Source organism: Delftia tsuruhatensis NBRC 16741 (genome assembly GCF_001571325.1).
Taxonomy (GTDB): Bacteria; Pseudomonadota; Gammaproteobacteria; order Burkholderiales; family Burkholderiaceae_C; genus Comamonas; species Comamonas tsuruhatensis.
This window is the reverse complement of the sequence record NZ_BCTO01000009.1, coordinates 18,758-43,071: the sequence shown is the minus strand read 5'-3', so window position 1 is coordinate 43,071 and position 24,314 is coordinate 18,758. Positions and strand designations below refer to the sequence as shown.

General features: G+C 67.6%; 24 protein-coding genes. 14 read left to right on the top strand and 10 right to left on the bottom strand.

What is annotated here, in order from left to right; translation table 11 throughout:
* Positions 1-2: 2 nt before the first annotated feature.
* On the bottom strand, positions 3-1,604 hold the full coding sequence (locus DTS01S_RS02885; RefSeq protein WP_061287314.1) for an ABC transporter substrate-binding protein: 1,602 nt from the start codon (positions 1,602-1,604) through the stop codon (positions 3-5).
* Between the two features lie 242 nt (positions 1,605-1,846).
* On the opposite strand from DTS01S_RS02885, the gene pdxR reads away from it, so the two are divergent.
* Positions 1,847-3,358: a MocR-like pyridoxine biosynthesis transcription factor PdxR gene (gene pdxR / locus DTS01S_RS02880; RefSeq protein WP_061287313.1), complete on the top strand. Its 1,512-nt coding sequence runs from the start codon at positions 1,847-1,849 to the stop codon at positions 3,356-3,358.
* Between the two features lie 18 nt (positions 3,359-3,376).
* On the opposite strand, the gene DTS01S_RS02875 is transcribed toward pdxR, so the two are convergent.
* The 3 genes from DTS01S_RS02875 to tal all read right to left on the bottom strand — a co-directional run bounded on the left by DTS01S_RS02875 (position 3,377) and on the right by tal (position 7,085).
* On the bottom strand, positions 3,377-4,276 hold the full coding sequence (locus DTS01S_RS02875; protein ID WP_061287312.1) for a transporter substrate-binding domain-containing protein: 900 nt from the start codon (positions 4,274-4,276) through the stop codon (positions 3,377-3,379).
* 231 nt (positions 4,277-4,507) lie between these two features.
* Entirely contained in the window at positions 4,508-6,127 is a 1,620-nt protein-coding gene (gene pgi, locus DTS01S_RS02870; protein ID WP_017406087.1) for a glucose-6-phosphate isomerase, read from the bottom strand.
* Between the two features lie 4 nt (positions 6,128-6,131).
* Positions 6,132-7,085, bottom strand: a complete 954-nt coding sequence (gene tal, locus DTS01S_RS02865; protein WP_017406088.1) for a transaldolase — start codon at positions 7,083-7,085, stop codon at positions 6,132-6,134.
* Positions 7,086-7,293: 208 nt separating this feature from the next.
* Here tal and DTS01S_RS02860 point away from each other — a divergent pair, with 208 nt between their 5' ends.
* Positions 7,294-8,139 carry a MurR/RpiR family transcriptional regulator gene (locus DTS01S_RS02860; protein WP_016448717.1) on the top strand — a complete coding sequence of 282 codons (846 nt, stop codon included), beginning with the start codon at positions 7,294-7,296 and terminating at the stop codon, positions 8,137-8,139.
* A gap of 28 nt (positions 8,140-8,167) precedes the next feature.
* Here DTS01S_RS02860 and fabF read toward each other — a convergent pair whose 3' ends face one another.
* Entirely contained in the window at positions 8,168-9,454 is a 1,287-nt protein-coding gene (gene fabF / locus DTS01S_RS02855) for a beta-ketoacyl-ACP synthase II (RefSeq protein WP_061287311.1), read from the bottom strand.
* 205 nt (positions 9,455-9,659) lie between these two features.
* Here fabF and DTS01S_RS02850 point away from each other — a divergent pair, with 205 nt between their 5' ends.
* Positions 9,660-10,262, top strand: coding sequence for a TetR/AcrR family transcriptional regulator (locus DTS01S_RS02850; RefSeq protein WP_046240742.1), 603 nt, complete (start codon positions 9,660-9,662; stop codon positions 10,260-10,262).
* A gap of 15 nt (positions 10,263-10,277) precedes the next feature.
* Here the strand turns inward: DTS01S_RS02850 and DTS01S_RS02845 are convergent, their stop codons facing one another.
* The 3 genes from DTS01S_RS02845 to DTS01S_RS02835 form a co-directional block, all read right to left on the bottom strand.
* Positions 10,278-11,504, bottom strand: a complete 1,227-nt coding sequence (locus DTS01S_RS02845; RefSeq protein WP_017404582.1) for a M20 aminoacylase family protein — start codon at positions 11,502-11,504, stop codon at positions 10,278-10,280.
* Between the two features lie 134 nt (positions 11,505-11,638).
* Positions 11,639-12,787, bottom strand: coding sequence for a porin (locus DTS01S_RS02840; RefSeq protein WP_016448721.1), 1,149 nt, complete (start codon positions 12,785-12,787; stop codon positions 11,639-11,641).
* A 182-nt stretch (positions 12,788-12,969) separates the two neighbouring features.
* A complete protein-coding gene (locus tag DTS01S_RS02835) occupies positions 12,970-14,025 on the bottom strand; it encodes a porin (protein ID WP_016448722.1) in 1,056 nt (351 codons plus the stop codon).
* Between the two features lie 331 nt (positions 14,026-14,356).
* Here DTS01S_RS02835 and coq7 point away from each other — a divergent pair, with 331 nt between their 5' ends.
* Positions 14,357-14,974 (top strand): 2-polyprenyl-3-methyl-6-methoxy-1,4-benzoquinone monooxygenase, encoded by a 618-nt coding sequence (gene coq7, locus DTS01S_RS02830; RefSeq protein WP_017404583.1) that lies wholly within the window; start codon positions 14,357-14,359, stop codon positions 14,972-14,974.
* Positions 14,975-15,092: 118 nt separating this feature from the next.
* Here coq7 and DTS01S_RS02825 read toward each other — a convergent pair whose 3' ends face one another.
* Complete coding sequence (locus DTS01S_RS02825) at positions 15,093-15,545, bottom strand: OsmC family protein (protein WP_016448724.1); 453 nt, start codon at positions 15,543-15,545, stop codon at positions 15,093-15,095.
* A gap of 366 nt (positions 15,546-15,911) precedes the next feature.
* Between DTS01S_RS02825 and ilvA the strand changes: the two genes are divergently transcribed.
* Genes ilvA through DTS01S_RS02810 form a run of 3 tightly spaced genes read left to right on the top strand, consistent with a single transcriptional unit; the run spans position 15,912 to position 18,890 of the window.
* Positions 15,912-17,465: a threonine ammonia-lyase, biosynthetic gene (gene ilvA, locus DTS01S_RS02820; protein WP_017404585.1), complete on the top strand. Its 1,554-nt coding sequence runs from the start codon at positions 15,912-15,914 to the stop codon at positions 17,463-17,465.
* A gap of 22 nt (positions 17,466-17,487) precedes the next feature.
* Entirely contained in the window at positions 17,488-18,300 is an 813-nt protein-coding gene (locus DTS01S_RS02815) for an adenosylcobinamide-GDP ribazoletransferase (RefSeq protein WP_017404586.1), read from the top strand.
* The gene (locus tag DTS01S_RS02810; protein WP_026062177.1) at positions 18,297-18,890 is read left to right on the top strand and encodes a histidine phosphatase family protein; all 594 of its coding nucleotides are present in this window, start codon (positions 18,297-18,299) and stop codon (positions 18,888-18,890) included. Before DTS01S_RS02815 ends, DTS01S_RS02810 begins: the two co-directional genes overlap by 4 nt.
* Positions 18,891-18,896: 6 nt before the next feature.
* Here DTS01S_RS02810 and DTS01S_RS02805 read toward each other — a convergent pair whose 3' ends face one another.
* On the bottom strand, positions 18,897-19,370 hold the full coding sequence (locus DTS01S_RS02805) for a type II secretion system protein N (RefSeq protein ID WP_016448728.1): 474 nt from the start codon (positions 19,368-19,370) through the stop codon (positions 18,897-18,899).
* 22 nt (positions 19,371-19,392) lie between these two features.
* Here DTS01S_RS02805 and gspG point away from each other — a divergent pair, with 22 nt between their 5' ends.
* The 7 genes from gspG to gspM all read left to right on the top strand — a co-directional run bounded on the left by gspG (position 19,393) and on the right by gspM (position 24,312).
* Positions 19,393-19,869, top strand: a complete 477-nt coding sequence (gspG, locus tag DTS01S_RS02800) for a type II secretion system major pseudopilin GspG (protein ID WP_016448729.1) — start codon at positions 19,393-19,395, stop codon at positions 19,867-19,869.
* Between the two features lie 82 nt (positions 19,870-19,951).
* On the top strand, positions 19,952-20,407 hold the full coding sequence (locus DTS01S_RS02795) for a GspH/FimT family pseudopilin (protein WP_016450872.1): 456 nt from the start codon (positions 19,952-19,954) through the stop codon (positions 20,405-20,407).
* Positions 20,404-20,802: a type II secretion system minor pseudopilin GspI gene (gene gspI, locus DTS01S_RS02790; RefSeq protein WP_016448731.1), complete on the top strand. Its 399-nt coding sequence runs from the start codon at positions 20,404-20,406 to the stop codon at positions 20,800-20,802. Before DTS01S_RS02795 ends, gspI begins: the two co-directional genes overlap by 4 nt.
* Positions 20,803-21,510, top strand: a complete 708-nt coding sequence (locus tag DTS01S_RS02785; protein WP_017404589.1) for a prepilin-type N-terminal cleavage/methylation domain-containing protein — start codon at positions 20,803-20,805, stop codon at positions 21,508-21,510.
* Positions 21,507-22,484 (top strand): type II secretion system minor pseudopilin GspK, encoded by a 978-nt coding sequence (gene gspK / locus DTS01S_RS02780; protein WP_016450870.1) that lies wholly within the window; start codon positions 21,507-21,509, stop codon positions 22,482-22,484. The genes DTS01S_RS02785 and gspK overlap by 4 nt, the downstream gene beginning before the upstream one ends.
* 44 nt (positions 22,485-22,528) lie before the next feature.
* Positions 22,529-23,773 (top strand): type II secretion system protein GspL, encoded by a 1,245-nt coding sequence (gspL, locus tag DTS01S_RS02775; RefSeq protein WP_016448734.1) that lies wholly within the window; start codon positions 22,529-22,531, stop codon positions 23,771-23,773.
* Positions 23,770-24,312 (top strand): type II secretion system protein GspM, encoded by a 543-nt coding sequence (gene gspM / locus DTS01S_RS02770; protein WP_017404590.1) that lies wholly within the window; start codon positions 23,770-23,772, stop codon positions 24,310-24,312. Before gspL ends, gspM begins: the two co-directional genes overlap by 4 nt.
* The last annotated feature ends 2 nt before the right edge of the window (positions 24,313-24,314 follow it).

The window sequence follows — 24,314 nt, the reverse complement described above, 5'->3', positions numbered from 1 at the left end:
GACTACTTCAGAAAGATCTCGTCGTAGGGCGAGGCCGGCCCCCAGACCGTGGTCGGCAGGTTGCCCACGTTCTTGCGCGCAGCCGTGTGGTAGGGCGAGTTGTTGATGAAGATCACCGGCAGCTCGTCGGTCACGGTCTTCTGGAAGGCCGCATAGAGCTTCTTGCGCTCGGCCGTGTCCAGCGTGCTGCTGGCCGTGTTCAGCAGCTCGTCCACCTTGGGATTGCGGTAGGACTGGGTGTTGGTCCAGACCACGGGCTTGATGTTGGTGGACAGGTAGCTGCGGTGCACGCCGATGACCGGGTCGCCCCAGTTGAAGACGATGTCCATGGACAGGTCGAAGTCATGCGTGGCCAGCCGCCGGGACCAGGCCGGGAAATCGGCCGAGGCCCTTACATCGACGGCGATGCCCACCTTCTTGAGCTGGGCGCGCACGTACTCGGCCACGTTCTTTTGCTGCTCGTCCGTGCCCGGCAGGTAGTCGATGGTGATCTTGAAGCGCTCGCCGTTGGCGCCGGGCTTGAGGCCGGCCTCGTCCAGCAGGGCCGCCGACTTCTTGAGGTCCAGCGGATAGCGCACCAGGTCGGCCGAGGCAAAGGGGCTGGCCGCCACGATGGGGCCGTCGGCCACGGTGGCGAAGCCGCCCATCAGCGCCTTGGTGATGAAGTTCTTGTCGATGGCATGCGCAATGGCCTTGCGCACGCGCACATCGTCCAGCGGCTTCCTGTCGGTGTTGATGGCCAGCCAGTTGATCGAGCCTATGCCCTCGAAGCCCTTGCCGGTCAACGTGATCTGGGGATTGGTGGACAGGCGCTTCAGGTCGATGGAGGCCTGCAGGTAGGGCACCATCTGCACGTCGCCGCGCTCCAGGCTCAGCAGCAGGCTGGAGGAGTCGGGCACGATGTTGAAGACCAGCTTGTCCAGGTAGGGCCGGCCGGGCAGGAAGAACTTGTCGAAGCGCTCCATCACGATGCGCTGGCCCGCGCGGAACTCGGTCAGCTTGAACGGCCCCGAGCCCACCACGTCGGCGCTGTTGCGCGCATGGGTCTTGAGGTCGGCACCGTCGCCATAGATGTGCTTGGGCAGTATGGGCGCCAGCGCCGGGCTCATGGCCAGCAGGATGGCCGGATGCGGCGCGTTCATGCGGATGATGGCCGTGTAGGGGTCGGGCGTGTCCACCTTCTCCACGGGCCCCAGCATGGTCTGGAACGGGTGGTTGGCCTTGATGGCCATGATGGAGAAGGCCACGTCGGCCGAGGTGATGGGCTTGCCGTCGTGGAACACGGCATTCCTGCGCAGGTTCAGGGTCAGCGACTTGCCGTCCTCGGCCAGCTTCCAGGATTCGGCCAGGTAGGGCTGGGGCTTCCACTGGTCATCGAAGCGCAGCGGGCTGGCGAACAGCTGGGTGGAGGGCATGGCCGTGGCAATGCCCGATTGCACGGCACCGTTCAGGTGCCGTGGCACCTGGGTGCTGCCCACGATCAGGGTGCCGCCGCGCTGCGGCTCCTGGGCCTGGGCCTGCAGCGGCGTGGCCGCCAGGCCCGCCAGCGCGCCGGCCAGGGCCAGGGCCGCCAGGGCGCGGCGTCGGAAAGTGATGGTGTGCATGGACTGTCTCCCTCGTTGGATCGCCAGGCCGCGCGGCTCGCTGCCTTCAATCCAGAATACGCAACAAGGGCGCGGGCCGCGGGGGCCACAGCCGTCCAAACGTAGGAGCCAGAGGCCCGGTGTTTACCCGCGTCGGCCGGCCCAAACCTTTACTTGCCCGCACCCGCACCGCAACATGGCGCCGACCGCGCGCCCTCTGCCCGGCCGCGCCAAGAACGCCCCCCGATTGCCTCCGTTGCGCCATGAGCACCCCTTCCGCCACAGACCCACGCCACCAGTGGGCCCGCCTGTTCGCGCTGCCCGAGCAGCCCGGCCTTCCCCTGAAGGACCGCCTGCGCCTGGCCCTGGTCCAGCCCATCCTCGAAGGCCGCCTGCCGCCCGGCGCGGCCATGCCGCCCTCGCGCGAGCTGTCGCGCCTGCTGGAGGTGTCGCGCAATACCGTGACCACGGTCTACGAGCAGCTCGTGGATGAAGGCTTTCTGGAAGCCCGCCCGCGCAGCGGCGTGTTCGTGGCCCGGGATTCGCGCCTGGCTGGTGTGGACGGCGCCCTGGCCCTGCCTGCGACAAGTCCCGGGGAGCCCGCACCGGACTGGTCTGCACGCGTGCTGCGCTCGCTGACGGACAGGCATACGCTGTCCAAGCCGCTGCAGTGGCGCGAGTACCCCTACCCCTTCGTATACGGCATGCACGATCCCGCGCTGTTTCCCACCGAAGGCTTCCGGGAATGCTGCACGCGCAGCCTGGCGCGCGCCCAGTTGCCGCACTGGACGCCGGACTTCGAGACCGACGACGTGCCCGACCTGATCGAGCAGATCCGCCTGCGCCTGCTGCCCCGGCGCGGCGTGTTCGCGCTCAAGGAAGAGATCCTGGTCACCGTGGGCGCGCAGCAGGCCTTCTACCTGCTGGCCGACGCGCTGCTGGACCCCTCGCAGCGCCTGGGCTTCGAGGAGCCAGGCCACCCGCATGCGCGCAACACCTTTTCGCTGCGCCGCCCGCACTGGGTACCCGTGGCCGTGGACGAGGAAGGCGTGGTGGTCGATGGCCTGCCGCCGCTGGACTACCTGTTCGTCACGCCCTCGCACCAGAGCCCCACCACCGTGACGCTGAGCCTGCAGCGGCGCGAGCAACTGCTGCGCCGCGCCGAGCAGGGCGATTTCGTGATCATCGAGGACGACTACGAGGCCGAGAACCTCTACCAGGGCAGGCCCATGCCCGCGCTCAAGAGCCTGGACAAGGGCGGGCGCGTGATCTATGTGGGGTCGCTGTCCAAGAGCCTGTCGCCCGCGCTGCGGCTGGGCTACATCGTCGCGCCGCGCGCGCTGATCGACGAGTTGCGCGTGCTGCGCCATGCCATGGTGCGCCACCCCAGCGCCTTTCTGCAGCACGCCTATGCGCTGTTCCTGTCGCTGGGCCACCATGAAGCCCATGCGCGCCGCGTGAACCAGGCCATGCTGGAACGCGTGGCGCAGGTGGACCGCTCGCTGCGCGCACACCTGCCGGATTTCATCTTCCGCCAGCCCCAGGGCGGCGCATCGCTGTGGGTGCAGGCGCCGGCGTGGCTGGATGCCGATGCGCTGGCCGCCGTGGCGCGCCGCCACGGCGTGCTGATCGAGGCAGGCAGCGCGTTCTTTGCGACGCCGCGCCAGCCCTGCCCCTTTTTCCGGCTGCGCCTGTCCTCCATTGCCACCGATCAGATCGATGCAGGCATTGCGGCACTGGCACAGGCGGTGGCCGAACTGTCCCGGTCGCGATGACCGGGTCCGGGCCCGTGGTCACTGCTGCGCGTAGGACTCCAGCGGCTTGTCGTTGGGCTTTTGCAGCAGCTGTTTGAGCATGTCGCTCATGGGCAGGTTCAGCGGGGCATTCTTGGGCGGAATGGGCTGCACGAACCACTTGTCGTAGATCTTCGCCACTTCGCCCGAGGCCATCATGCCGACCAGCACATCGTCCACGGCCTTCTTGAAGGCGGGATCGTCGCGGCGAAACAGGATGGCGATGGGTTCGGAGCCCAGCACCTCGCCCACGATCTTGAAGCCTGCAGGGCTCTTGGAGTTGGCGATGACGCCGGCCAGCAGGTTGTCGTCCAGCACGAAGGCATCGGCACGGCCCGATTCGAGCATCAGAAAGCTCTCGAAATGGTCCTTGCCCAGCGAGGTGGGCAGGTTCACGCCATTGTCGCGCCCGTACTTGCGCAGCAGCTGCACGGCGGTCGTGCCGGCCGAGGCCGCCACGGGCTTGCCGTCGAGCTGCTTGAAGGAGGTAATGCCCGAGTCGGCGCGCACGGCCATGCGCACCTGGCTCACGTAGGTGGTCACGGCAAAGGCCACCTGCTTTTGGCGCGCGAGGTTGTTCGTGGTCGGGCCGCAGCCGATGTCCACGGTGCCGTTCTGCACCAGGGGCATGGTGTTCTGCGAGGTCAGGGCCATGTACTCGATCTTGGCCTTGGGCACGATCTGGGCCAGCACCTTCTCGCACAGCTCCACGTGGTAGCCCACGTACTTCTGCGTGGTGCCGAAGGCATAGGCCATGGGCGCCGAGCTTTCGCGCACGCCCATCACCACCTTGCCTGTGCTCTGGATCTTGTCCAGCGTGCCGGCCGCTTCCTGTGCATGGGCAGCGCCAGTTGCCGCCACCACACATGCCATCGCCACATGGGCCAGTACGAATCGCATCGAGGGTCTCCTTGGATAGTTGTTGCAGGTCCGAAGGCGCGCTGCGCCTCCACCCTGCCGAGCCGCCGTCACTGGCTGCATGCAAGCAGGGCCGCCGTCAAGGCGATTGCATCAACTATCGAGCAATCAGGCGCCTGTGCATAACGATGAAATGGAAGAAGGTCATGCTCCACCCACATGACCCGGCACCCTGCTGGTGCGCCGCGGGGGCCACAGGCCCGCAGCGCCCGGTCAGCCGGCCGACCCTGCCGCAAGCCGGTGCATGAGGCCCTGCGTCGAGGCATCGACGCCCTGCCAGTCGCCGCTGTCCTGGCGCGCATGCAGCTGGCGCGCCAGGTGCTTGCCCAGCTCCACGCCCCATTGGTCGAAGCTGTTGATGCCCCAGACCGCACCGGCCGAGAAGACACGGTGCTCGTACAGTGCGATCAGGGCGCCCAGCGATGCCGGATCGAGCTGCTGCAGCAGCAGGAAGCTGCTGGGCCGGTTGCCCGCGCAATGGCGCTCCGCACCCTCGCCGTGGCGCCCCTCCATCAGGGCCTGGGCCTGGGCAATGGCGTTGACGACCAGGCTCTGGTGATGGGCGCCCAGGTATTTGCCGCCGTCGCGCAGCGCGATGAATTCCACGGGAATCACGTCCTGGCCCTGGTGCAGCATCTGGAAGAAGGCATGCTGGCCATTGGTGCCGGGCTCGCCCCATATCACGGGCGCCGTGCGCACGGGCAGTGTCTGCCCGTCGCGCGTCACGCCCTTGCCGTTGCTCTCCATCTCCAGCTGCTGCAGATAGGCGGTCAGCCGCCGCAGGCCATGGCTGTAGGGGGCAATGCAGCGGCTGGAGAAGCCGCAGAAATCGCGGTACCAGACGTCCAGCAGGCCCAGGCGCAGCGGCAGGTTGCCCTCCACGCCGGAGGAAAAGAAATGCGCGTCCATGGCATGGGCGCCACCCAGCAGCGCACGGAACTGCGCCGCGCCGATGGCGATGGCCACCGGCAGGCCGATGGCCGACCACAGCGAAAAACGCCCGCCCACCCAGTCCCAGAATCCCAGCGTGCGGCGGATGCCGAAGTCGGCTGCGGCCTGCACATTGGTGGTGAGCGCCACGAAGTGCCGGTCGATGGAGCACGCGGCCTGCGGGTCCTCGCTGCCGCCTTGCTCCAGGAACCACCGGCGCGCCGAGTGCGCGTTGAGCATGGTCTCGGCCGTGGTGAAGGATTTGGAGGCGATCAGGAACAGCGTGCTGTGCGGGCGCACGCGGCGCAGCACATGGCCGAGCTCATGGCCATCGACGTTGGAGACGAAATGGAAATTCTTGCCCGCATCGACCCAGTCCTCCAGCGCATTGACCACCACTTCGGGGCCCAGGTGCGAGCCGCCGATGCCGATGTTCACGATGTCGGTGATGCCCTTGTCGCCACGCACCTGCTCGGCCAGGGCCAGCATGGCGTCCAGCGTCTCGTGCACCTGGGCCAGCGCCTCGTGCATGGCCGGCTGCCACTGCTGCACGGTGGCGCAGTGACGCAGCTGGCCGCCGTCGCGCGGCATGCGCAGCAGCCAGTGCATGACGGCGCGGCCCTCGGTGCAGTTGACGGGCTCGCCGGCCAGCATGGCGTTGCGCTGGGCCAGCACGCCGGCCTGCTGCGCCAGCTCGCGCAGCAGCGTCTCGGTGGCTTCGGTCCAGAGGTTCTTGGACAGGTCGGCGAAGACATGCGGGGCCTGCTGGCTCAGCGCGTCCAGCCGGCCCGCGTCCGCGGCAAAGGCCTGGCGCAGATCCAGGGACCGGATGTCTTCGTTGAAATGGCGTTCAAGTGCCGACCAGGCCGGCAAGGTGTTGCACAAAACGGGCAAGATCTTCATCCAATCAGTCTGCGGCCTGCTGCATCAATGCTTCGAGCTTGCGGGTGTCGGCAGCGAAGGCGCGTATGCCTTCGGCCAGCTTCTCGGTGGCCATGGCGTCCTCGTTGAGGGCCAGGCGGAAACCGGCTTCGTCGTAGTGCACGGGATCGAGGGCCAGGGTCCGCGCGGCCTCGGGGTCCAGGGCGCGCGCCAGTGGCGCATCGCTGGCGCCCAGCTGGGCCAGCAGTTCGGGGGCGATGGTCAGCAGGTCGCAGCCCGCCAGCGCCACGATCTGGCCCGTGTTGCGAAAGCTCGCGCCCATGACCTCGGTGGCGATGCCGAAGTGCTTGTAGTGCTCGTAGATGGCGCGCACGGAGCGCACGCCGGGATCGTTGGCGCCGGCCATGGCGGCCTCGTCCCACTGGGCGCCGGCCTGCTTCTTGTACCAGTCGTAGATGCGGCCCACGAAGGGCGAGATCAGCTGCACCTTGGCCTGGCCGCAGGCCACGGCCTGGGAGAACGAGAACAGCAGGGTGAGGTTGGTGTGGATGCCGCGCAGCTCCAGCTGGCGCGCCGCCTCGATGCCTTCCCAGGTGGAGGCGATCTTGATGAGCACGCGGTCGATGTGCACGCCTTCGGCCTGGTACAGCTCGATCAGGCGCTCGGCACGTGCCACGGTGGCCGAGGTATTGAAGGACAGGCGCGCATCGACTTCGGTGGAGACACGGCCCGGAATGGTGTTCAGGATCTCGCAGCCAAAGCGCACCAGCATGCGGTCCATGACCTCGTCGAGGCTGCGGCCCTTGTACTGGGCCACGGTGGCACGCATCAGCGGTGCGTACTCGGGCTTTTGCACCGCCTTGAGGATGAGCGAGGGATTGGTGGTCGCATCCCGCGGCTGGAACTGGGCCAGTTGGTGGAAGTCGCCGGTATCGGCCACCACGGTCGTGTACTGTCGAAGCGCATCAAGCTGGTTCATGGAACATCCTTTGGGCGGGAGCCTGGCGAGGGGCGGCATCGCACCAGGGCGGTGCGGTTGTACCGGCAAATCCTCCGAGTGTATGCGCGCGCATGGTTTGCATTGGCGTCAGGAAAGTAAGCGAAGGCTGCCGCTCATGCAAAATGCGCGCTGGACCTGCCTTGCGGCAACCGCTTCCCTTTACCCATAGAACAACGCCCACCGCCTAATGCTGGACCGCATCACCGCCTCGCTGCCCTCGCTTGCTCCCGCCGAACAACGCGTGGCCCGCCTGGTGCTGGCCGATCCACGGGCCTTCGCACGGCAGCCGGTGCGCGAACTGGCCGAGCGTGCCCACGTCAGCAAGCCGACGGTGGTGCGCTTTTGCCGCAGCATGGGCTACGACGGCCTGGCCGACTTCAAGCTCAAGCTGGCCGGCAGCGTCAGCGAGGGCGTGCCCTTCATCCACCGCAGCGTGGACACCGACGACAAGACCAGCGACGTGATGGTCAAGGTGGTGGACAACGCCGTGGCCGCCTTCCTGCAATACCGCAATGCCGCCAGCACCACGGCCATAGAGCAGGCGGCGCAGGCCATCGCCTCGACCTGGCAGACGGGGCGGCGCATCGAGTTCTACGGCGCAGGCAATTCGGGCATCGTGGCGCAGGATGCACAGCACAAGTTCTTTCGCCTGGGCGTGACCAGCCTGGCCACCAGCGACGGCCACATGCAGGTGATGAGCGCCACCCTGCTGGGGCCCGGCGACTGCGCGGTGATCATCTCCAACTCGGGCCGCACGCGCGACCTGATGGACGCGGCCGACATCGCGCGCAAGAACGGCGCCACCACGATTGCCATCACCGCCAGCGGCTCGCCCCTGGCCTCGGCCTGCCACATCCATCTGGCCGCCGACCATCCCGAGGGCTACGACCGCTACAGCCCCATGGTGTCGCGCCTGCTGCACCTGCTGGTCATTGACGTGCTGGCCACCTGCGTGGCGCTGCGCATCGGCCCGGCCCTGCAGCCTGCGCTGGAGCAGATGAAGAACAACCTGCGGGCCAAGCGCTACACGTAGCACCGGCCCCCAGGCCCACCCGCCTCGTTCAGCCCTGCCAGCGCCTGAGCACCAGCGAGGCGTTGACGCCACCAAAGCCGAAACCGTTGACCAGGGCATGCTCCATGGCCCAGGGCCTTGCCGCGCCGGCGATCAGGTCCAGCCCCTGGGCCAGGGGATCAGGCTCCAGGAGATTGCGCGTGGCCGGCGCCATCTGGTCGCGCAGCGCCAGCACCGTGAAGATGGCCGCCACCGCGCCCGCCGCGCCCAGCAGATGGCCCGTGGCCGACTTGGTGGAGCTGATCGCCACGCCGCTGCCCTCGCCAAACAGGGAGCGCATGGCCGCCAGCTCGCCGCGGTCGCCCACGGGCGTGGAGGTGGCGTGGGCATTGAGGTACTGCAGCTGATCCGGCGACAGCCCGGCCATGGCCAGCGCCTGCGCCATGCTGCGGCGCGCGCCGTCGCCATCTTCCGGGCCCGAGGTGATGTGATAGGCATCGGCACTGGTGCCGTAGCCCACCACTTCGGCCAGCGGCACGGCGCCGCGCGCCAGGGCGTGGTCCAGCCCCTCCAGCACCAGGGCGCCCGCGCCCTCGCCCATGACAAAGCCGTCGCGGCCTGTGTCGAAGGGGCGCGAGGCCTCCTCGGGCCTGTCGTTGTATCCCGTGGAAAGGGCCTTGGCCGCCGCGAATGCGCCCAGGCTCACGCGGTCGATGGCTGCCTCGGTGCCGCCGCACAGCGCCACGTCGGCCTCGCCCGAACGGATCATGCGCAGGCCGTCGCCCAGGGCCTGCACGCTGGCTGCGCAGGCAGTGACCGGCGCACCCAGCGGGCCCTTGAGCCCATGGCGTATCGACACATGCCCGGCCGCGAGATTGACCAGGAAAGACGGCACGGTGAATGGCGACAGGCGCGACACCCCCCGGCTGTCCGTGGTGCGCACGGCCTGGGCAATGGCGCCAAAGCCGCCGATGCCCGAGCCAATGATGCAGGCCGTGCGCGTGCGCTCGTCCTCGCTGGCCGGCTGCCAGCCGGCCTGGGCCAGCGCCTGGTCCGAAGCGTCCAGCGCCAGCGGGATGAAGCGGTCCATCTTGCGCTGGTCCTTGGGCGAGACCACGGCATCGATGTCCCAGCCGCCTTCCGGGTCGCGGGCCAGGTCGGGCACCTGGCCTGCCACCTGGCCCGGCACATCGGGCGCCAGATCCTCGGGCAGCCGGCTCAGGCCCGATGCGCCGGACAGCAGCCGGCGCCAGGCCAGTTCAGTGCCCCGCCCCAGCGGCGAAACCATGCCCATGCCCGTGATGACCACGCGGCGTGCGAGAGGACCCGTGCTCATGAACGCTCCCTGATGGACCATGCAGAGACTGCAGCGCGCACGGGGCACAGGCTGCTCGGGATTGAAGAGGCGTTCATCGGTTCTTCCCTGTAGAGTGCACAGCCCCTGCCGCAGATGGTGAGCATTGCCTGCAGGCACGGACTTATGATGATGGCCGTCATCATAAACGCATTTTGATGACAACCATAATCATTGGACAGTGCACATGAAAGTCACGAAAGCCCAGGCCGCGCAGAACCGGCAGGACATCCTCGAAGCCGCTGCGCGGCTGTACCGCGAGCACGGGCTGGACGGCGTCGGCGTGGCCGAGGTGACGCGCGGCGCGGGACTCACCCACGGCGGGCTCTATCGCCACTTCGAATCCAAGGACGCGCTGGTGCGCGAAGCCTGCGCACGCGCCTTCGACTGGTCCATCGCGCCGCTGGACGGCCTGCAGGGTGAACAGGCCGGCAGCCTTGCCGCGCGCGTGCAGTCCTATCTGTCGCCGCAGCACCGCGACAGCCCCGGCGAGGGCTGCCCCGCTGCGGCGCTGGCCGTGGACGTGGCTCGGGCAGGTGGTGATCTTTCAGCGGTGTTCGCCGAAGGGGTGGAACGCAACATCGGCAGGTTTGCGCGCGTGATCGGCACACTTGGCGACGATCAGGCACCCGATGCCGCACAGCGCGCCCAGGCCATGGCCATGCTCAGCAGCATGGTGGGCGCCCTGGTCCTGGCACGTGCCACGGTCGCCGCCAATCCAGCCTTGTCCGACGAGATCCTGGAAACGGTAAAGGCCCACCTTCTTGCGACCGAGGGACAGCCCCGCTGACCGGCTCCGCCTGCGCTATACGTCCTGCGAAGGCAGCGGCATGGCCTGCTCGATCAAGCTGGCGTGCAGGGCAGCGCCCAGCGGCAGCACCTCGTCGTTGAAGTCATACCGGCTGCTGTGCAGCGGCACCCCGGGCTGGGCGCCCGTGGATTGCCCCAGGCGCAGGTAGGCGCCGGGTTTGTGCTGCAGCATGAAGGAAAAATCCTCCGCGCCCATGCTGGGCTCCAGCTGCCGGTCCAGGTTCTCCACGCCCACCAGCGCCTGGGCCACGTCGGCCGCAAAGGCGGCCTCCGTGGGGGAGTTGATGGTGGCGGGATAGATGCGCTCGTAGTTGACCTTGGCCGTGGCACCCAGCCCCAGCGCCACCGCGCTGCACAACTCCTGCAGGCGCTGCTCGACACGGTCTTGCACGGCGGGATCGAAGGTCCGCACGGTTCCCACCAGCGTTGCCGTGCCCGGCATCACGCTGAAGGCGCCCAGGTCCCCGGCCTGCACGGCGCACAGGCTGATGACGGCGCTGTCGATGGCGCGCACATTGCGCGAGACGATGCTCTGCACCGCCGTGGTGATGTGCGCGGCCGCCAGCACCACGTCCACCGTCTGGTAGGGATGGGCGCCGTGGCCGCCGCGCCCCGTGATCTCGATGGTGATGCGGTCGGCCGCCGCCATCATCGCGCCCATGTTGATACCGACGGTGCCGGCGCGCATGGCGGGCCAGTTGTGCATGGCGTACACGGACTGCATGGGAAAGCGGTCGAAAAGACCATCGGCAATCATGGCCCGCGCGCCGCCGCGCCCTTCCTCGGCAGGCTGAAAGACCAGCACGGCCGAGCCGTCGAAACGCCGTGTCGCAGCCAGGTAGCGGGCGGCGCCCACCAGCATGGCCGTATGGCCATCATGCCCGCAGCCGTGCATCAGCCCCTGCTTGCCCGATTTCCAGGGAAATTCGTTGTGCTCGACCATGGGCAGTGCATCCATGTCGGCACGCAGGCCCACCATCGCTCCCGAGCTATGCCCCTGGCCACGGATCACGGCCACCAGGCCCGTGGTGCCCAGGCCTTCGTGGATCTCGTCCACGCCGCATTGCCGCAAGGCCTCCTTGACGCGCGCAGCCGTGAAGCGCTCCTCGAACCCCAGCTCAGGATGCGCATGCAGCTCGCGGCGCAGCGCCGTCAGCTCGGGGTGGTACTGGGCGATCTGGGCAAAGACCCGACCGCCTGCCTTGTATCGAGTGGCTTCCATCGCCTTGGTTCTTTCGCTTCATTGGCCTGCGCATTACCTTAACGCAGGAAATCGCGCCCGCCCACCGTCAGCCCTTCGACAGGAAACAAAAAGGCCTCCCGAAGGAGGCCATCCGTTGCGCAAACGCCGCGCGCTCAGAAGCGATGGCGCAGGCCGACGGTGAAGCCCGTGCGCTTGGTGGCGCCATTGGCGTCGAGCATCACGCCCGAGCCGCCACTGGTCTTGGTGTGGTCCAGGGCCACATAGGCATCCGTACGCTTGGAGAAGGCGTAGTCGAGCACCGCCACCAGGAAGTCTGCCTTGCCATTGAAATTGCCCGTGCCCGAGCCCGACTGCTTGGCATGGTAGTAATGCGCGCCCACATTGATCTGGGGCGTGATCTGGTAGCCGAAGCCCATCTTGTACATCTGGCGCTTGTTGGCGTCGCCGGCCACGAAGCCGCCGTTGGACGAACCCGTCCAGAAGGAGTTGAGGATGGCCTGGTCGAATCCACCGCCTGCGGTTGCCGCCGGGAATGCGTCCTTGCGCTTGTTCAGGCCGTAGCCCAGGTTGACGTACCAGGGACCCACGCGGTAGGAGCCGCCCAGGGTATAGGCATCGACCTTGGTGCCGGCCGGCAGCGTCGTGCCCAGGTAGCCGGCGCCTGCGGAAATGCCGCTTTGCGAGTAGCGCAGATAGCCGCCAGCCGTCTTGATGGCGCCACCGGGCACCACGCCAGTGCCGACCTTGTCGAAGGTGTTGTTCTCGTCGAACGAATACTGCAATGCGCCGCGCACGGGGCCGAACTCGGCCAGGTACTTGACCATGTTGCTGGCGCGCGCGCCCATGGACATGCCGATTTCAGGCTTGTAGGCCTCCATGTACGGCGAATACGGGAAGGAGGCATAGGTGGACGTCACCAGATCGAACAGCATGTTGTACTGGCGACCCAGGGTGATCTGGCCGAAGCTCTTGCTGCGCAGGCCCACCCAGGATTGCTGGAAGTAGCTTGCCGCAGCCTGCTCGCCGGTGTCGGTGAGGAAACGGGCTTCCAGGTTGGCAATGGCTGCCAGACCGCCGCCCAGGTCCTCGGTGATGTTGATGCCCCAGCGGCTTTGCGACATGCCGCCGCCGATCATCTGGGTCTTGCCGCTCTTGGTCGGGCCTTCATTGGTGGTGTGGCGCACGCCGGCATCGACGATGCCGTACAGCTGTACGCTGCTTTGCTGGGCGAATGCTGCCAAGGGTGCCGTTGCTGCCAACACCGCCAGTGCCACGCTCTTTTTCACGAATGAAGAATTCATTGTGTTGTCTCTCTCTTGTTAACGATTGGTTGGTGGAAATTTCATTCTAGAAACGCTTTTCCCGCCTCGTCACCGTTGGCACAAGCACAACACAGGTCTTTCCCTAGCACAAAACAAAAGAGCCAGTCCGAAGACTGGCTCTTTTTTGCTTCAAATGGCAACTGGCTTACGCCAGCCGTTCATTAGAAAGCGTGGCGGATACCGACTTGCACGCCAGTCTGGCTTTCGCCAGCTTGCACGCCACCAGCGTACACGCCCTTGGCTTGCAGGCCCAGGGTCGAAGCATCCTTGTTCTTCAGGAATGCCAGGTTGCCGTACAGAGAGGTGCGCTTGGACAGGTTGTGCACGTAGCCCAGAGTGATCTGGTGAGCCTTGGAGTCGATGGCCTTCTGGTCGTACAGAGCGTACTGCAGCTTGACTTCGCCCACGCCGCCCACGGGAGCCGAAGCGCCCAGCATGTAGGAGTTGGTCTTGATGTCGCCGCCGATGTCGCGCTTGAACTTGGTCTGTTGCAGCAGGCCGCTCAGCTTGGCAACGCCGAAGTTGTACGAAGCACCCAGGGTGATTTCGTCACGGTCGGTAGCCAGGCCGCCAACGGCAGTCTTTTGCTGGGCAACGCCCAGGCTGGCGCTCAGGGGGCCGTTGTCGTATGCAACGTAACCGCCGATGTAACGGCCGACGCTGTCAGCAGTACCGATGGTTTGCTTTTCGTCGAAAGCGTAGCCAAAGCCGGCGTTGAAACCGCCGAAGTTGGGGGTGTAGTACGAGATCAGGTTGTTAGCGCGGATGCCGTTGTCGTCGGCGCCTTGGCCAGCAGCCCAGTTACGGAAGCCCATGAACTGGCCGATACCGGTGGCGCTGAACAGGTCGTAGGAGGTCAGCTTTTGGAAGGTCGGAACTTGGTCACGGCCCAGGCGCACTTCACCGAAGTTGCCCGACAGGCTCACGGTGGAACGACGCTTGAAGTTGAAGCCGCTGGCGTTGCCATCGTCACCGAAGATTTCGCCTTCCAGCCAGAAGCCAGCCTTCAGACCACCACCCAGGTCTTCCGTGCCGCGCAGGCCCAGACGGCTCGTGGAAGCGCCGCTGGTGCCCAGACCATAACGGCTGTCGCCAGCTGCGTCCTTGTTCACGTAGGCAACGTTGGTGTCCACGATACCGAACAGGGTCACGGAGGATTGAGCCATTGCGGCGCCGGAAGCAGCCAGCACTGCCAGGGCAATCAGAGATTTTTTCATTACGAGTTACTCCAAGGTTTAGAAGGGCGCCGGTCGTGAGGAAGAGAGGCTTGGCCTGAGGCTCCACCGGTTTCCCGCGCCAACCTCCTGGTGGGGAAGTTAGGGCCTATTGCACCAGACCGCCGCTGCCCATGCAAAGAAATTCACCCACAAACGGGCTTGAACCCCCGTTTTTCGTTGCACTGCCGCAACAAACCTGCAGACCAACACAATCAGGCACAACCCGAACATCGCGCCGGCCTTGTTGCGCTTGCACAAAGAGAGGGCATGTCGTCCTGGTGTACCGTTCAGACCCTGAATTTGCCAAGATTTTCCGCTCTAGGGACCGCCCATGGACAAGATACTGACTGCCGCCGATGCGGCGCTTCGCACCCTGTTTGCACAGCCTTCCGCGGCCGAGCGCTCGCCCGCCACCGGCATCGCGGAGGGTGAGCTGACCGAGGCACAGCGCCGACTGTCGGGCGCCTTGATGCGCGTCAATCATGTCGGAGAGGTCTGCGCCCAGGCGCTGTACAACGCCCAGGCCATGGTGACGCGCGACATGGTGCTGCGCGAGCACCTGCTGGAGGCGGCGCGCGAGGAGACCGACCACCTGGCATGGACCCGCGACCGGCTCAACGCCCTGGGCGACCGGCCCAGCCTGCTGAACCCGCTGTGGTTTGCTGGGGCATTCGCCATCGGCGTGGTGGCCGCCAAGATCAGTGACGCCGCCAGCCTGGGCTTCGTGGTGGAGACCGAGGAGCAGGTTTCCGCCCACCTGGAATCCCATCTGGCCCGTCTGCCCGAGGAGGACCGCCCTTCGCTGGCCGTGGTGGCCCGCATGAAGGATGACGAGGAACGCCATGCCGCCGCTGCGCGCGAAGCCGGTGCCCTGGAATTGCCGCCCCCCGCCCGCGCCTTGATGCGCCTGGCCGCCAAGGTCATGACGACGACCGCTCACCGCATCTGAGATCCGAAGCTTCTGAAACGACGGGAGCTGCATCCAGCCAAAAAAGAAGCGGGCCCGGCCCGCTTTCTTCATTCTTGGCGAGTCCCTGCCGAGGCACGGACCCAAGCCCCCAGACGCATCAGGCCTCGACGATGTCGAACCCCGTGGTGATCTCGGCCGTCTTGCCCAGCATGATGGTGGCCGAGCAGTATTTGTCGTGGCTCATGGCAATGGCCCGCTCCACCGCGCCCGCTGGCAGGCCGGTGCCGCTGACGGTGAACTGCATGTGGATCTTGGTGAACACCTTGGGGTCGGTGTCCGCGCGCTCCGAAGTGAGCTTGACGCTGCAGCCTTTGACCGCGTGCCTGCCGCGCTTGAGGATCAGCACCACGTCGTAGGCCGTGCAGCCGCCTGCGCCTGCCAGCAGCATTTCCATGGGGCGGGGTGCCTGGTTCTGGCCTCCATTGGCAGGATTGGCCGCATCCGGCGCCCCGTCCATATTGACCACATGGCCGCTGCCCGTTTCCGCCACGAAGCCCATGCCCGAGCGCATGCCGGTCGTGCCGCCTGTCCAACTCACTGTGCATTCCATTGTTGCGTCCTCAAAAAACTGTTGCTATTTTGCATCAACTACACAAAAACCCTGATTTTGTTGCAACGCAGCACCTGCCGTGCATACAATGCACCCAAGCGTTATCTGAAGGGTTAACCCGGACACCCCTCCAGATGGACTGCAGATTGTGAACCAACTTCACCCTGCATCGCACCAGTTGTCTCCTCCACCTCCTCTATTGGTGGATTCAGCCCCCGGCTTTACAGCCTGGGGCTTTTTTTTGCCTTTGTCGTCCCTGGCCCAGCCTGGACGCTGCACTGCAGCATGAGTCACAAGCGCCTATGATGGCCGCCTGACACCGACGGGCCGCCTCCCGGCCTGCTGCTCTCCAGCCTTTCGCCGACGATGAACCACCCCCTGACCCCTGCCGACTACCTGACCAAGATCCTTACCGCGCGCGTGTACGACGTGGCCGTGGAGTCGGACCTGGAGCCCGCCAAGGCGCTGAGCCGCCGCCTGCACAACAAGGTGCTGCTCAAGCGCGAGGACCAGCAGCCAGTGTTCAGTTTCAAGCTGCGAGGCGCCTACAACAAGATGGCACACCTGTCCGCCGAGCAGCTGGAAAAGGGCGTGATCTGCGCCTCGGCCGGCAACCATGCGCAAGGCGTGGCGCTGGGCGCACGCAAGCTCGGTTGCCGCGCCGTGATCGTGATGCCCACCACCACGCCGCAGGTCAAGATCGATGCGGTACAGGCGCTGGGCGGCGAGGTGGAACTGGCCGGGGAAAGCTATTCCGACGCCTACAAGCACGCCGTCAGGCTGCAAAAGGAAAAGGGCCTGACCTTTGTGCACCCCTTCGACGATCCCTATGTGATCGCCGGCCAGGGCACGATTGCCATGGAAATGCTGAGCCAGCTGCAAAAGCTGGGCAGCCCGCGCCTGGATGCCGTATTTGTCGCCATCGGCGGCGGCGGCCTGATCTCGGGCGTGGCCAACTACATCAAGGCCGTGCGCCCCGACGTGAAGGTGATCGGCGTGCACACCAAGGATTCGGACGCCATGCTGCAGTCCGTGCGCGCCGGCCACCGCGTGGAGCTGGCCGATGTGGGCCTGTTCGCCGACGGCACGGCCGTCAAGCTGGTGGGCGAGGAGACCTTCCGCATCGCCCAGGGCCTGGTGGACGACTACGTGGTGGTCGATACCGATGCCGTCTGCGCCGCGATCAAGGACATCTTCGTGGACACGCGCTCCATCGTCGAGCCGTCCGGCGCCCTGGCCGTGGCGGCGATCAAGCAGTACGTCGCGAAGAACAAGACCAGGGGCGAGACCTATGCCGCCATCCTGTGCGGCGCCAACATGAACTTCGACCGGCTGCGCTTCGTGGCCGAGCGTGCCGAGGTGGGCGAGGAGCGCGAGGCGCTTTTTGCCGTGACCATCCCCGAGGAACGCGGCAGCTTCAAGCGCTTTTGCGAAGTCGTGGGCAAGCTGCCTGGCGGCCCGCGCAACGTGACCGAGTTCAACTACCGCATCAGCCACGAGAACAAGGCCCATGTCTTCGTGGGCCTGACCACGGCAGCGCGCGGCGAGTCCGAGAAGATCGCCAGGAACTTCGAGAAGCAGGGCTTCGAGGCGCTGGACCTGACCTTCGACGACATGGCCAAGGAGCATCTGCGCCACATGGTCGGCGGCCATTCGCCGCTGGCCCAGGAGGAGCGCCTGCTGCGCTTCGTCTTCCCCGAGCGCCCCGGCGCACTGTTCAAGTTCCTCAGCCTGATGGCGCCGACCTGGAACATCTCGCTGTTCCACTACCGCAACCAGGGCGCCGACTACGGCCGCATCCTGGTCGGCATGCAGGTGCCTGCCAAGGATGGCAAGAAATTCGACGCCTTCCTGAGCAATCTGGGCTACCCCTGGGTCGAGGAGACCGGCAACCCTGCCTACCAGCTCTTCCTGAAGTAGGCCCCGCCTCGGCTGTCCAGACATGCAGCCCATACGCCATTTCCTGCTGGCCCTGCAGTTCTTCAGCCGCATTCCGGTCACCGGGCGGCTTGCGGCCTGGGCCGGCTGGAGTCCGGCAATGCAGCACGCCAGCGTGGCCCATCTGCCGGGCGTGGGCTGGCTGGTCGGCGCCTGGGGCGCGGCGTGGCTGCTGGCCGCAGGCTGGCTGCTGGCACCCAGCCCCTGGATGCCTCTGGTGGCTGCCGTTCTCTCCACCGTGGCCACGCTGTGGCTGACCGGGGGACTGCATGAAGACGGATTGGCCGATGTGGCCGACGGCCTGGGCGGCTTTGTCCCGCCCGAGCGCGCGCTGGAAATCATGAAGGATTCGCGCCTGGGAGCCTACGGCGCCATGGCCCTGGTGATGGCACTGCTGGCCAAGCTATCCCTGGTCGCGCTGCTGGTCGACATCCACGTGCAATGGGCGGCCTTGCTGCTGTGCAGCATCCATGTGCTGTCGCGCATGGCGCCGCTGGCCCTCATGCAATGCCTTCCCTATGTGGGCCAGGCCGCCCACTCCAAGGCCTTGTACGCCGCGGGTCGGCCATTGGCTGCCAGGGGCCTGGTCGCGGCAATCCTCTGGTGCCTGCCCGCCCTGGCGCTGCCGGCGTGGCTGGCGGGCCTGCCGCTCGTCATCGGCCTGGTCCTGCCCGGCGCCATGGTCACGGCCGCCATGGTGCGCTGGCTGCGCCGTCGCCTGGGCGGCATGACGGGCGATTGCCTGGGCGCCGCCCAGCAGGTCTGTGAACTGGCCATGCTGCTGGGCGCCGCCGCTGTGCTGATGCGCATGCAATGAACGCTCTCCCAACGCCGCGCCTTTGGCTGGTACGCCATGCCCGCCCCCTGGTGGAGCCCGGCACCTGCTATGGCCGGCTCGACATGGAGGCCGACGCCCAGGCCACGGCCGATGCAGCGCAGGCCCTGCACCTCGCCCTGCCTGCGGATTGTCTGCTGGCGCATTCGCCACTGCGCCGATGCCATCAATTGGCACAGGCCCTGCAGGCACTGCGGCCCGGCCTGGCATCGGCGGCGGACAGCCGCCTGCTGGAGATGGACTTCGGCGAGTGGGAAGGCCAGCCATGGGATGCGCTGGACCGCAGCGCCATCGATGCCTGGGCGGCAGACCTTGCCGGGCACGCGCCGGGCCGGGGAGAGTCCCTGGCCGCCATGCTGCGCAGGGTGGACGAGGCCTTGCAGCAGGCAAGGATGTACTCGAAGGACGACGGCGCCGGGCGCGACATCGTCTGGATCACCCATGCCGGCGTGGCGCGCTGCGTGCAATGGCTGATGCGTGAAGGCAACGCCCTGCCTCAGGCGGCCCAGTGGACGCTGCCGGCGCCTGACTTTGGCGGCTGGCTGGTATTGGAACTGCAGCCGCCGCACTGACCGGACTCAGCGCTTGTCGGGCAGGGACAGCTGCAGCGTGATGGAGGCGGGGCCATCGACGCTGGGGCCCAGGCGCGCCTCGCGGCCCGAAACCGACTGCAGCACCACGCCCTCTTCCACGGCACGCCCCACGCGAAACGGCTTGGCCGGCTGGTTGCCCACGGCGATGACCGCCGCGCCGCCGCCGCTGTCGCGACCGGCCAGCACACCCACCAGCGCATAGCGCGAGACCACAGGCGCCGCAACGGGCACAGCAACACCCTGAGCAGCGGCCACGCCCCCCAGGGCCTGCGCCAGCGCGGGCGCATCGACCTGCAGTGCCTCGGGGGGAGCCGGTGGCACGGGCGCCCCCGCGCCGCCATTGCCCAGGCGCATGGCCCAGAAAGCCACGATGCCGGCCGCCAGCAGCCAGAGCACGAATGTGGCCGCCTTGACGTGCCAGGTCCGGGCCTGGCCCCGGTTCAATGAAAGTGTCACCATCGCGCGATTATGATGGAGCGATATGTCCAATTTGCTGCACCGTTCCATGACCAGCCTTCCCCGCCGTCCGCTGCCTGCCCTGCGCACCGCCGTCCAGCGCGGCTTCACGCTGATCGAGCTGATGGTGGTCCTGGTCATCATCGGCGTGCTGGCGGCCCTGATCGTGCCCAACGTGCTGGACCGCGCCGACGATGCCCGCGTCACGGCTGCACGCACCGACATCACCAACATCTCCCAGGCGCTCAAGCTCTACCGCCTCGACAACCAGCGCTATCCCACGGCCGAGCAGGGCCTGCAGGCGCTGATCATCCGTCCCACGAGCGGACCGCTGCCCAACAACTGGAAGCCCTATCTGGAAAAGCTGCCCAACGATCCCTGGGGCCGCCCGTACCAGTACCTGAATCCGGGCATCAAGGGCCCCATCGACATCATGTCCTTCGGTGCCGACGGCCAGGCCGGCGGAGAGGGCAAGGATGCCGACATCGGCAGCTGGCAGTAAGTCGATGGCCCGGGCGATGGCCCGCAAGCGCCGCGCTGCACCGCACCACAGGCCCGCACTCCCGGCGGGCCTGCCTGCTCTCATGCCCCACCAGACGGTTGCGCCCACCCTGACCACTCCTTCGCGCGGCTTCACCCTGCTGGAACTGCTGGTGGTCATCAGCATCATGGCGATTGCCGCTGCCGGCGCAAGCCTGTCTCTGCGCGACAGCGGGCAGGCCCAGCTGGAACGCGAGGCCGAGCGCTTGGCCGCACTGCTGGAATCGGCCCGCGCACAGGCACGAGCCAACGGCGTGCCCGTGCGCTGGCGGCCCATGCCGCAGGGCTTTCGCTTCGAGGGCCTGCCGGCCAGCGCGCAATTGCCTTCGCAATGGCTGCAGCCCGGGGTGCAGGCACAGCCGGCGACGCCGCTGATCCTCGGCCCCGAGCCACTGATTCCCCCCCAGTCCGTCACGCTGACGCTGCGCGACTCCAACAGCCCGCCGCTGCGCGTGGCCACGGATGGACTGCGGCCCTTTGCCGTGCAATCCCTGCCATGACAGGCATCCACGGACCACGCCGCAGGCACGGCGCGCCAAGGCGCCTGCCGCACGGCTTCACGCTGATCGAGGTCCTGGTGGCCCTGGGCATCGTGGGCATTGCCCTGATGGCAGGCCTGCAGGCCACATCGGCCCTGACTCGCAATGCCGAGCGCCAGTCCGAGGTGCTGCTGGCCCAGCTGTGCGCGCAAAACGAACTGGTGCGCCTGCGCCTGTCGCGCCAGATGCCGCCCGTGGGCGACAACAGCTTCACTTGCGAGCAGGGCAGCCGGCAGCTGCAGGTCCAGCTCAGCGTGCGCCCCACGCCCAACCCCAGCTTCCGCCGCGTGGATGCCCTGGTCGTCACGGCCGAGCATCCGGTGCTGCGGGTATCGACCATCGTGGGCCGCTTCTAGATGCGTTTGCGCCCTTTCTCCCGCACGCAAGGCTTCACCCTGGTGGAGCTGATGGTGGCCATCGCCGTCATGGCCCTGCTGGCCCTGGTGAGCTGGCGCGGACTGGACAGCATGGTGCGCTCGCAGGAGACCATTCGCGCGCGCAACGAGCAGCAGATCGTGCTGCAGACCGTGATCGCCCAGTGGAATGCCGACCTCGAAGCACTGATGCCGCTGGAGCACGCCCAGGTCATCGACTGGGATGGCCAGGTGCTGCGCATGACCCGCAAGAGCAGTGCCGCCGTGGACGATGGCGCCGTGGTCGTGGCCTGGGCCCGCCGCCAGACAGCCGGACGCGACCAGTGGCTGCGCTGGCAGTCGCCACCGCTGCGCACGCGCGCCCAGTGGCGCGAGGCCTGGAACCAGGGGGCGCAATGGGGACGCAATCCTTCGGACGACCAGCGCCGCCGCGAAACCGTGCTGCTGCCCCTGGACCAGTGGCGCCTGTACTACTACCGCGACAACGCCTGGAGCAACCCGCAGTCCAGCGGCTCGGACAACGGCACGGGCACGCCCAATCCACCATCCGGCGGCACCAACAGCAGCGCACAGCTGCCCACGATTCCTGACGGCATACGCGTCGAACTGACCCTGCCGCCCGACAGCGCCGTCCCCGGCCGCGTCACCATGGACTGGGTCAACCCCCTGCGATCCAACAGCCGATCATGATGCGCGCACCCCGCACCCTGCCCGTCCGCCGCCGCCATCGCGGCGTGGCCCTGCTGGCCGCCATGCTCACGGTCACGCTGGTCGCCACCTTTGCCGCCACCGCGCTGTGGCAGCAGTGGCGCAGCGTGGAGGTCGAGACCGCCGAGCGCAACCGCATGCAGGCCGCCTGGATTTTGCTGGGTGCGCTGGACTGGTCGCGCGTGGTGCTGGCCGAGGATGCGCGCACCAGCCTGCAGGTGGACCACCTGGCCGAACCCTGGGCCGTGCCGCTGCAGGAGGCGCGCCTGTCCACCTTCCTGGCGGCGCAGAACAACGTCAGCCAGGTCGATGACGGCATGGCCGACATGCAGGACGCCTTTCTCTCAGGCCAGATCATCGACCTGCAGTCGCGCCTGAACCTGCGCAACCTGCTGGGCGCGCCCGACAAGCCCGAAACCCTGCGCCCGCTGGCACGCCTGCTGGAACGCCTGAACCTGCCCCCTGCCTATGCCGCCCAGATCGTCCAGGCCCTGCGCGCAGCGGCCACCGCCGGCGAGGGCGCGCAGTTCCTGATGCCGCGCACGCTGAGCCAGTTCGGCTGGCTGGGATTGCCGCCCGAGGTCGTCTCGCGCCTGGAGCCCTACATCACCCTGCTGCCCGAGAACACGCCCGTCAACCTCAACACCGCCAGCGCCGAAGTCATCTGGGCCAGCGTGGAGGACCTGACCTGGTCCCAGGCCAGCCAGCTGGTGCAGCTGCGCGCATCGCGCCCGCTGCGCAGCCTGGCCGATGCCTCCAACGCGCTGGGCCTGCCGCAGAAATTCGAGGGACAGAACCTGTCGGTCGCCACCAGCTTCTTCGAGGCGCGTGGCCGCATGCGCCTGGGCGAGATCGTGGCCAGCGAACGCTCCATGTTGCGGCGCAACAACATGACAGTCACTACCATCTGGCGCGAGAGGGGGGACTGGGGATTGCCCGAAGCTCCCGCGCCGTGACAGATGCCTGTCACACTCGGCCCCTACAATGCCCGCTTCCGTCCATGAGCACCTTGATTCTTCATCTGCCTGCGGGCCCCGCTGGCGAATACGCCTACGCACTCAGCAGCGACGGCCTGCGCGCCGACCGGCATGGCCACGCCGCAGCAGGCCTGCTGCCCGATCCTGGCCGCACCGGCCAGACGGTTGCCGTGGTGCCGCACCAGGCCTTGTCCTGGCATCTGGTCAGCCTCCCCCATGGCGTGCCTACGGGGAGCCGGCGTGGACATGTGCGCCTGCGTGCCGTGCTCGACGGGCTGCTGGAAGAGCGCCTGCTCGACGACCCCTCCCAACTGCATCTGGCGCTGCAGCCTCAGGCACGCGCGGGCGAGCCCTGCTGGGTTGCCGCCTGCGACAAGGCCTGGCTCCATGCCCATCTGCAGGCCCTGGAGTCCGCAGGCCGGCCCGTGGGCCGCATCGTGCCCGAATGCCCGCCCCAGTCCACGCCCCAGCTGTGGGCCGTGGGCACGCCTGAATCGGCCTGGCTGCTGGCCACCGGCCTGAGCACGGCCCCGCAAGGCATGGACTCGCTGGCCTGCCTGCCGCTGCGCACCGACAGTGCCGACCCCGCCATGCTGGCCGCCCTGCTGCAGGCCCTGCCCCCCGACACCCCGATCCAGGCGGACCCGGCGCTGGCCCGCGCCGCCGAGGCCCTGCAGCGCCCCGTCAGCCTGCTGACGGACGCCCAGCGCGGCCTGGCGGCCCGCGCACAAAACTGGGACCTGGCGCAGTTCGACCTCGACCTGGGCGGCGGCAGCCGCACCCGCCGACGCATGCTCGACGGCTGGCAGAGCTTTCTGCGCGCGCCGCAATGGAAGGCCGCGCGCTGGGGTGCCGCGCTCGCACTGCTGGCCCAGGTGGTGGGCCTCAATGCCTGGGCCTGGACCGAAAACCGCGCCATCGCGGCCAAGCAGGTCCAGGTGCGCTCCACGCTGGCCACCAGCTTTCCGCGCGTTCCCGTCATCGTCGATGCGCCCGTTCAAATGCAGCGCGAAGTCGCCACGCTGCGCCAGAGCGCCGGCGCGCTGACGCAGGGCGACCTGGAACCCCTGCTGGCCGCCGCATCCCGGGCCCTGCCTGCCGGCCAGTTGCCGCAGGCCATGGACTACCAGGACCGGCAGCTGCGCCTCAAGGGCGTCTCGCTGGAGGCCGAGGCACTGGAGCAGGCACAACAACATCTGGCCGCAAGCGGCCTGCGACTGCAGCGTGACGGCGCCGACCTGCTGCTTGCCCAGGAGGCCCGGCCATGAACATGCGCGCATCCCGCCAAAGCCTGGCACCCCTGCGCGCGCGCTGGAATGCTCTGGCGCCGCGTGAACAGAACATGACCCTGCTGGCCGGTGGCGTGGTGGCACTGGCCCTGCTGTGGTGGGTGGCCCTGGCCCCCGCCCTGCACAGCCTGCGCACCGCGCCCGAACGCCATGCCCAGGCCGACCGCCAGTTGCGCCAGATGCAGCTGCTGCAGGCCGAGGCCGAGCAGCTGCGCGGCAACGCACGCCCCGTGGTCGGCGATGCCAAGGCGCTGCTGCAAAGCTCGCTGTCCGCCGAACTGGGCGCCTCCGCCCAATTGAACTGGATGGGCGACCGCGCACAGATCACGCTCAAGGCCGCACCCGCCGCCGCGCTGGCGCGCTGGCTGGCCCAGGTCCGCAGCAACACGCACGCCGTTCCCGCCGAGATGAAGCTGGCCCGCAGTGCATCTGCAAGCGCCGCAGGCGCTGCCGATGCCGTGCGCTGGGATGGCAGCCTGGTGCTGGACCTGCCTGTCGATCCGTCGCGGGCACCTTGAGC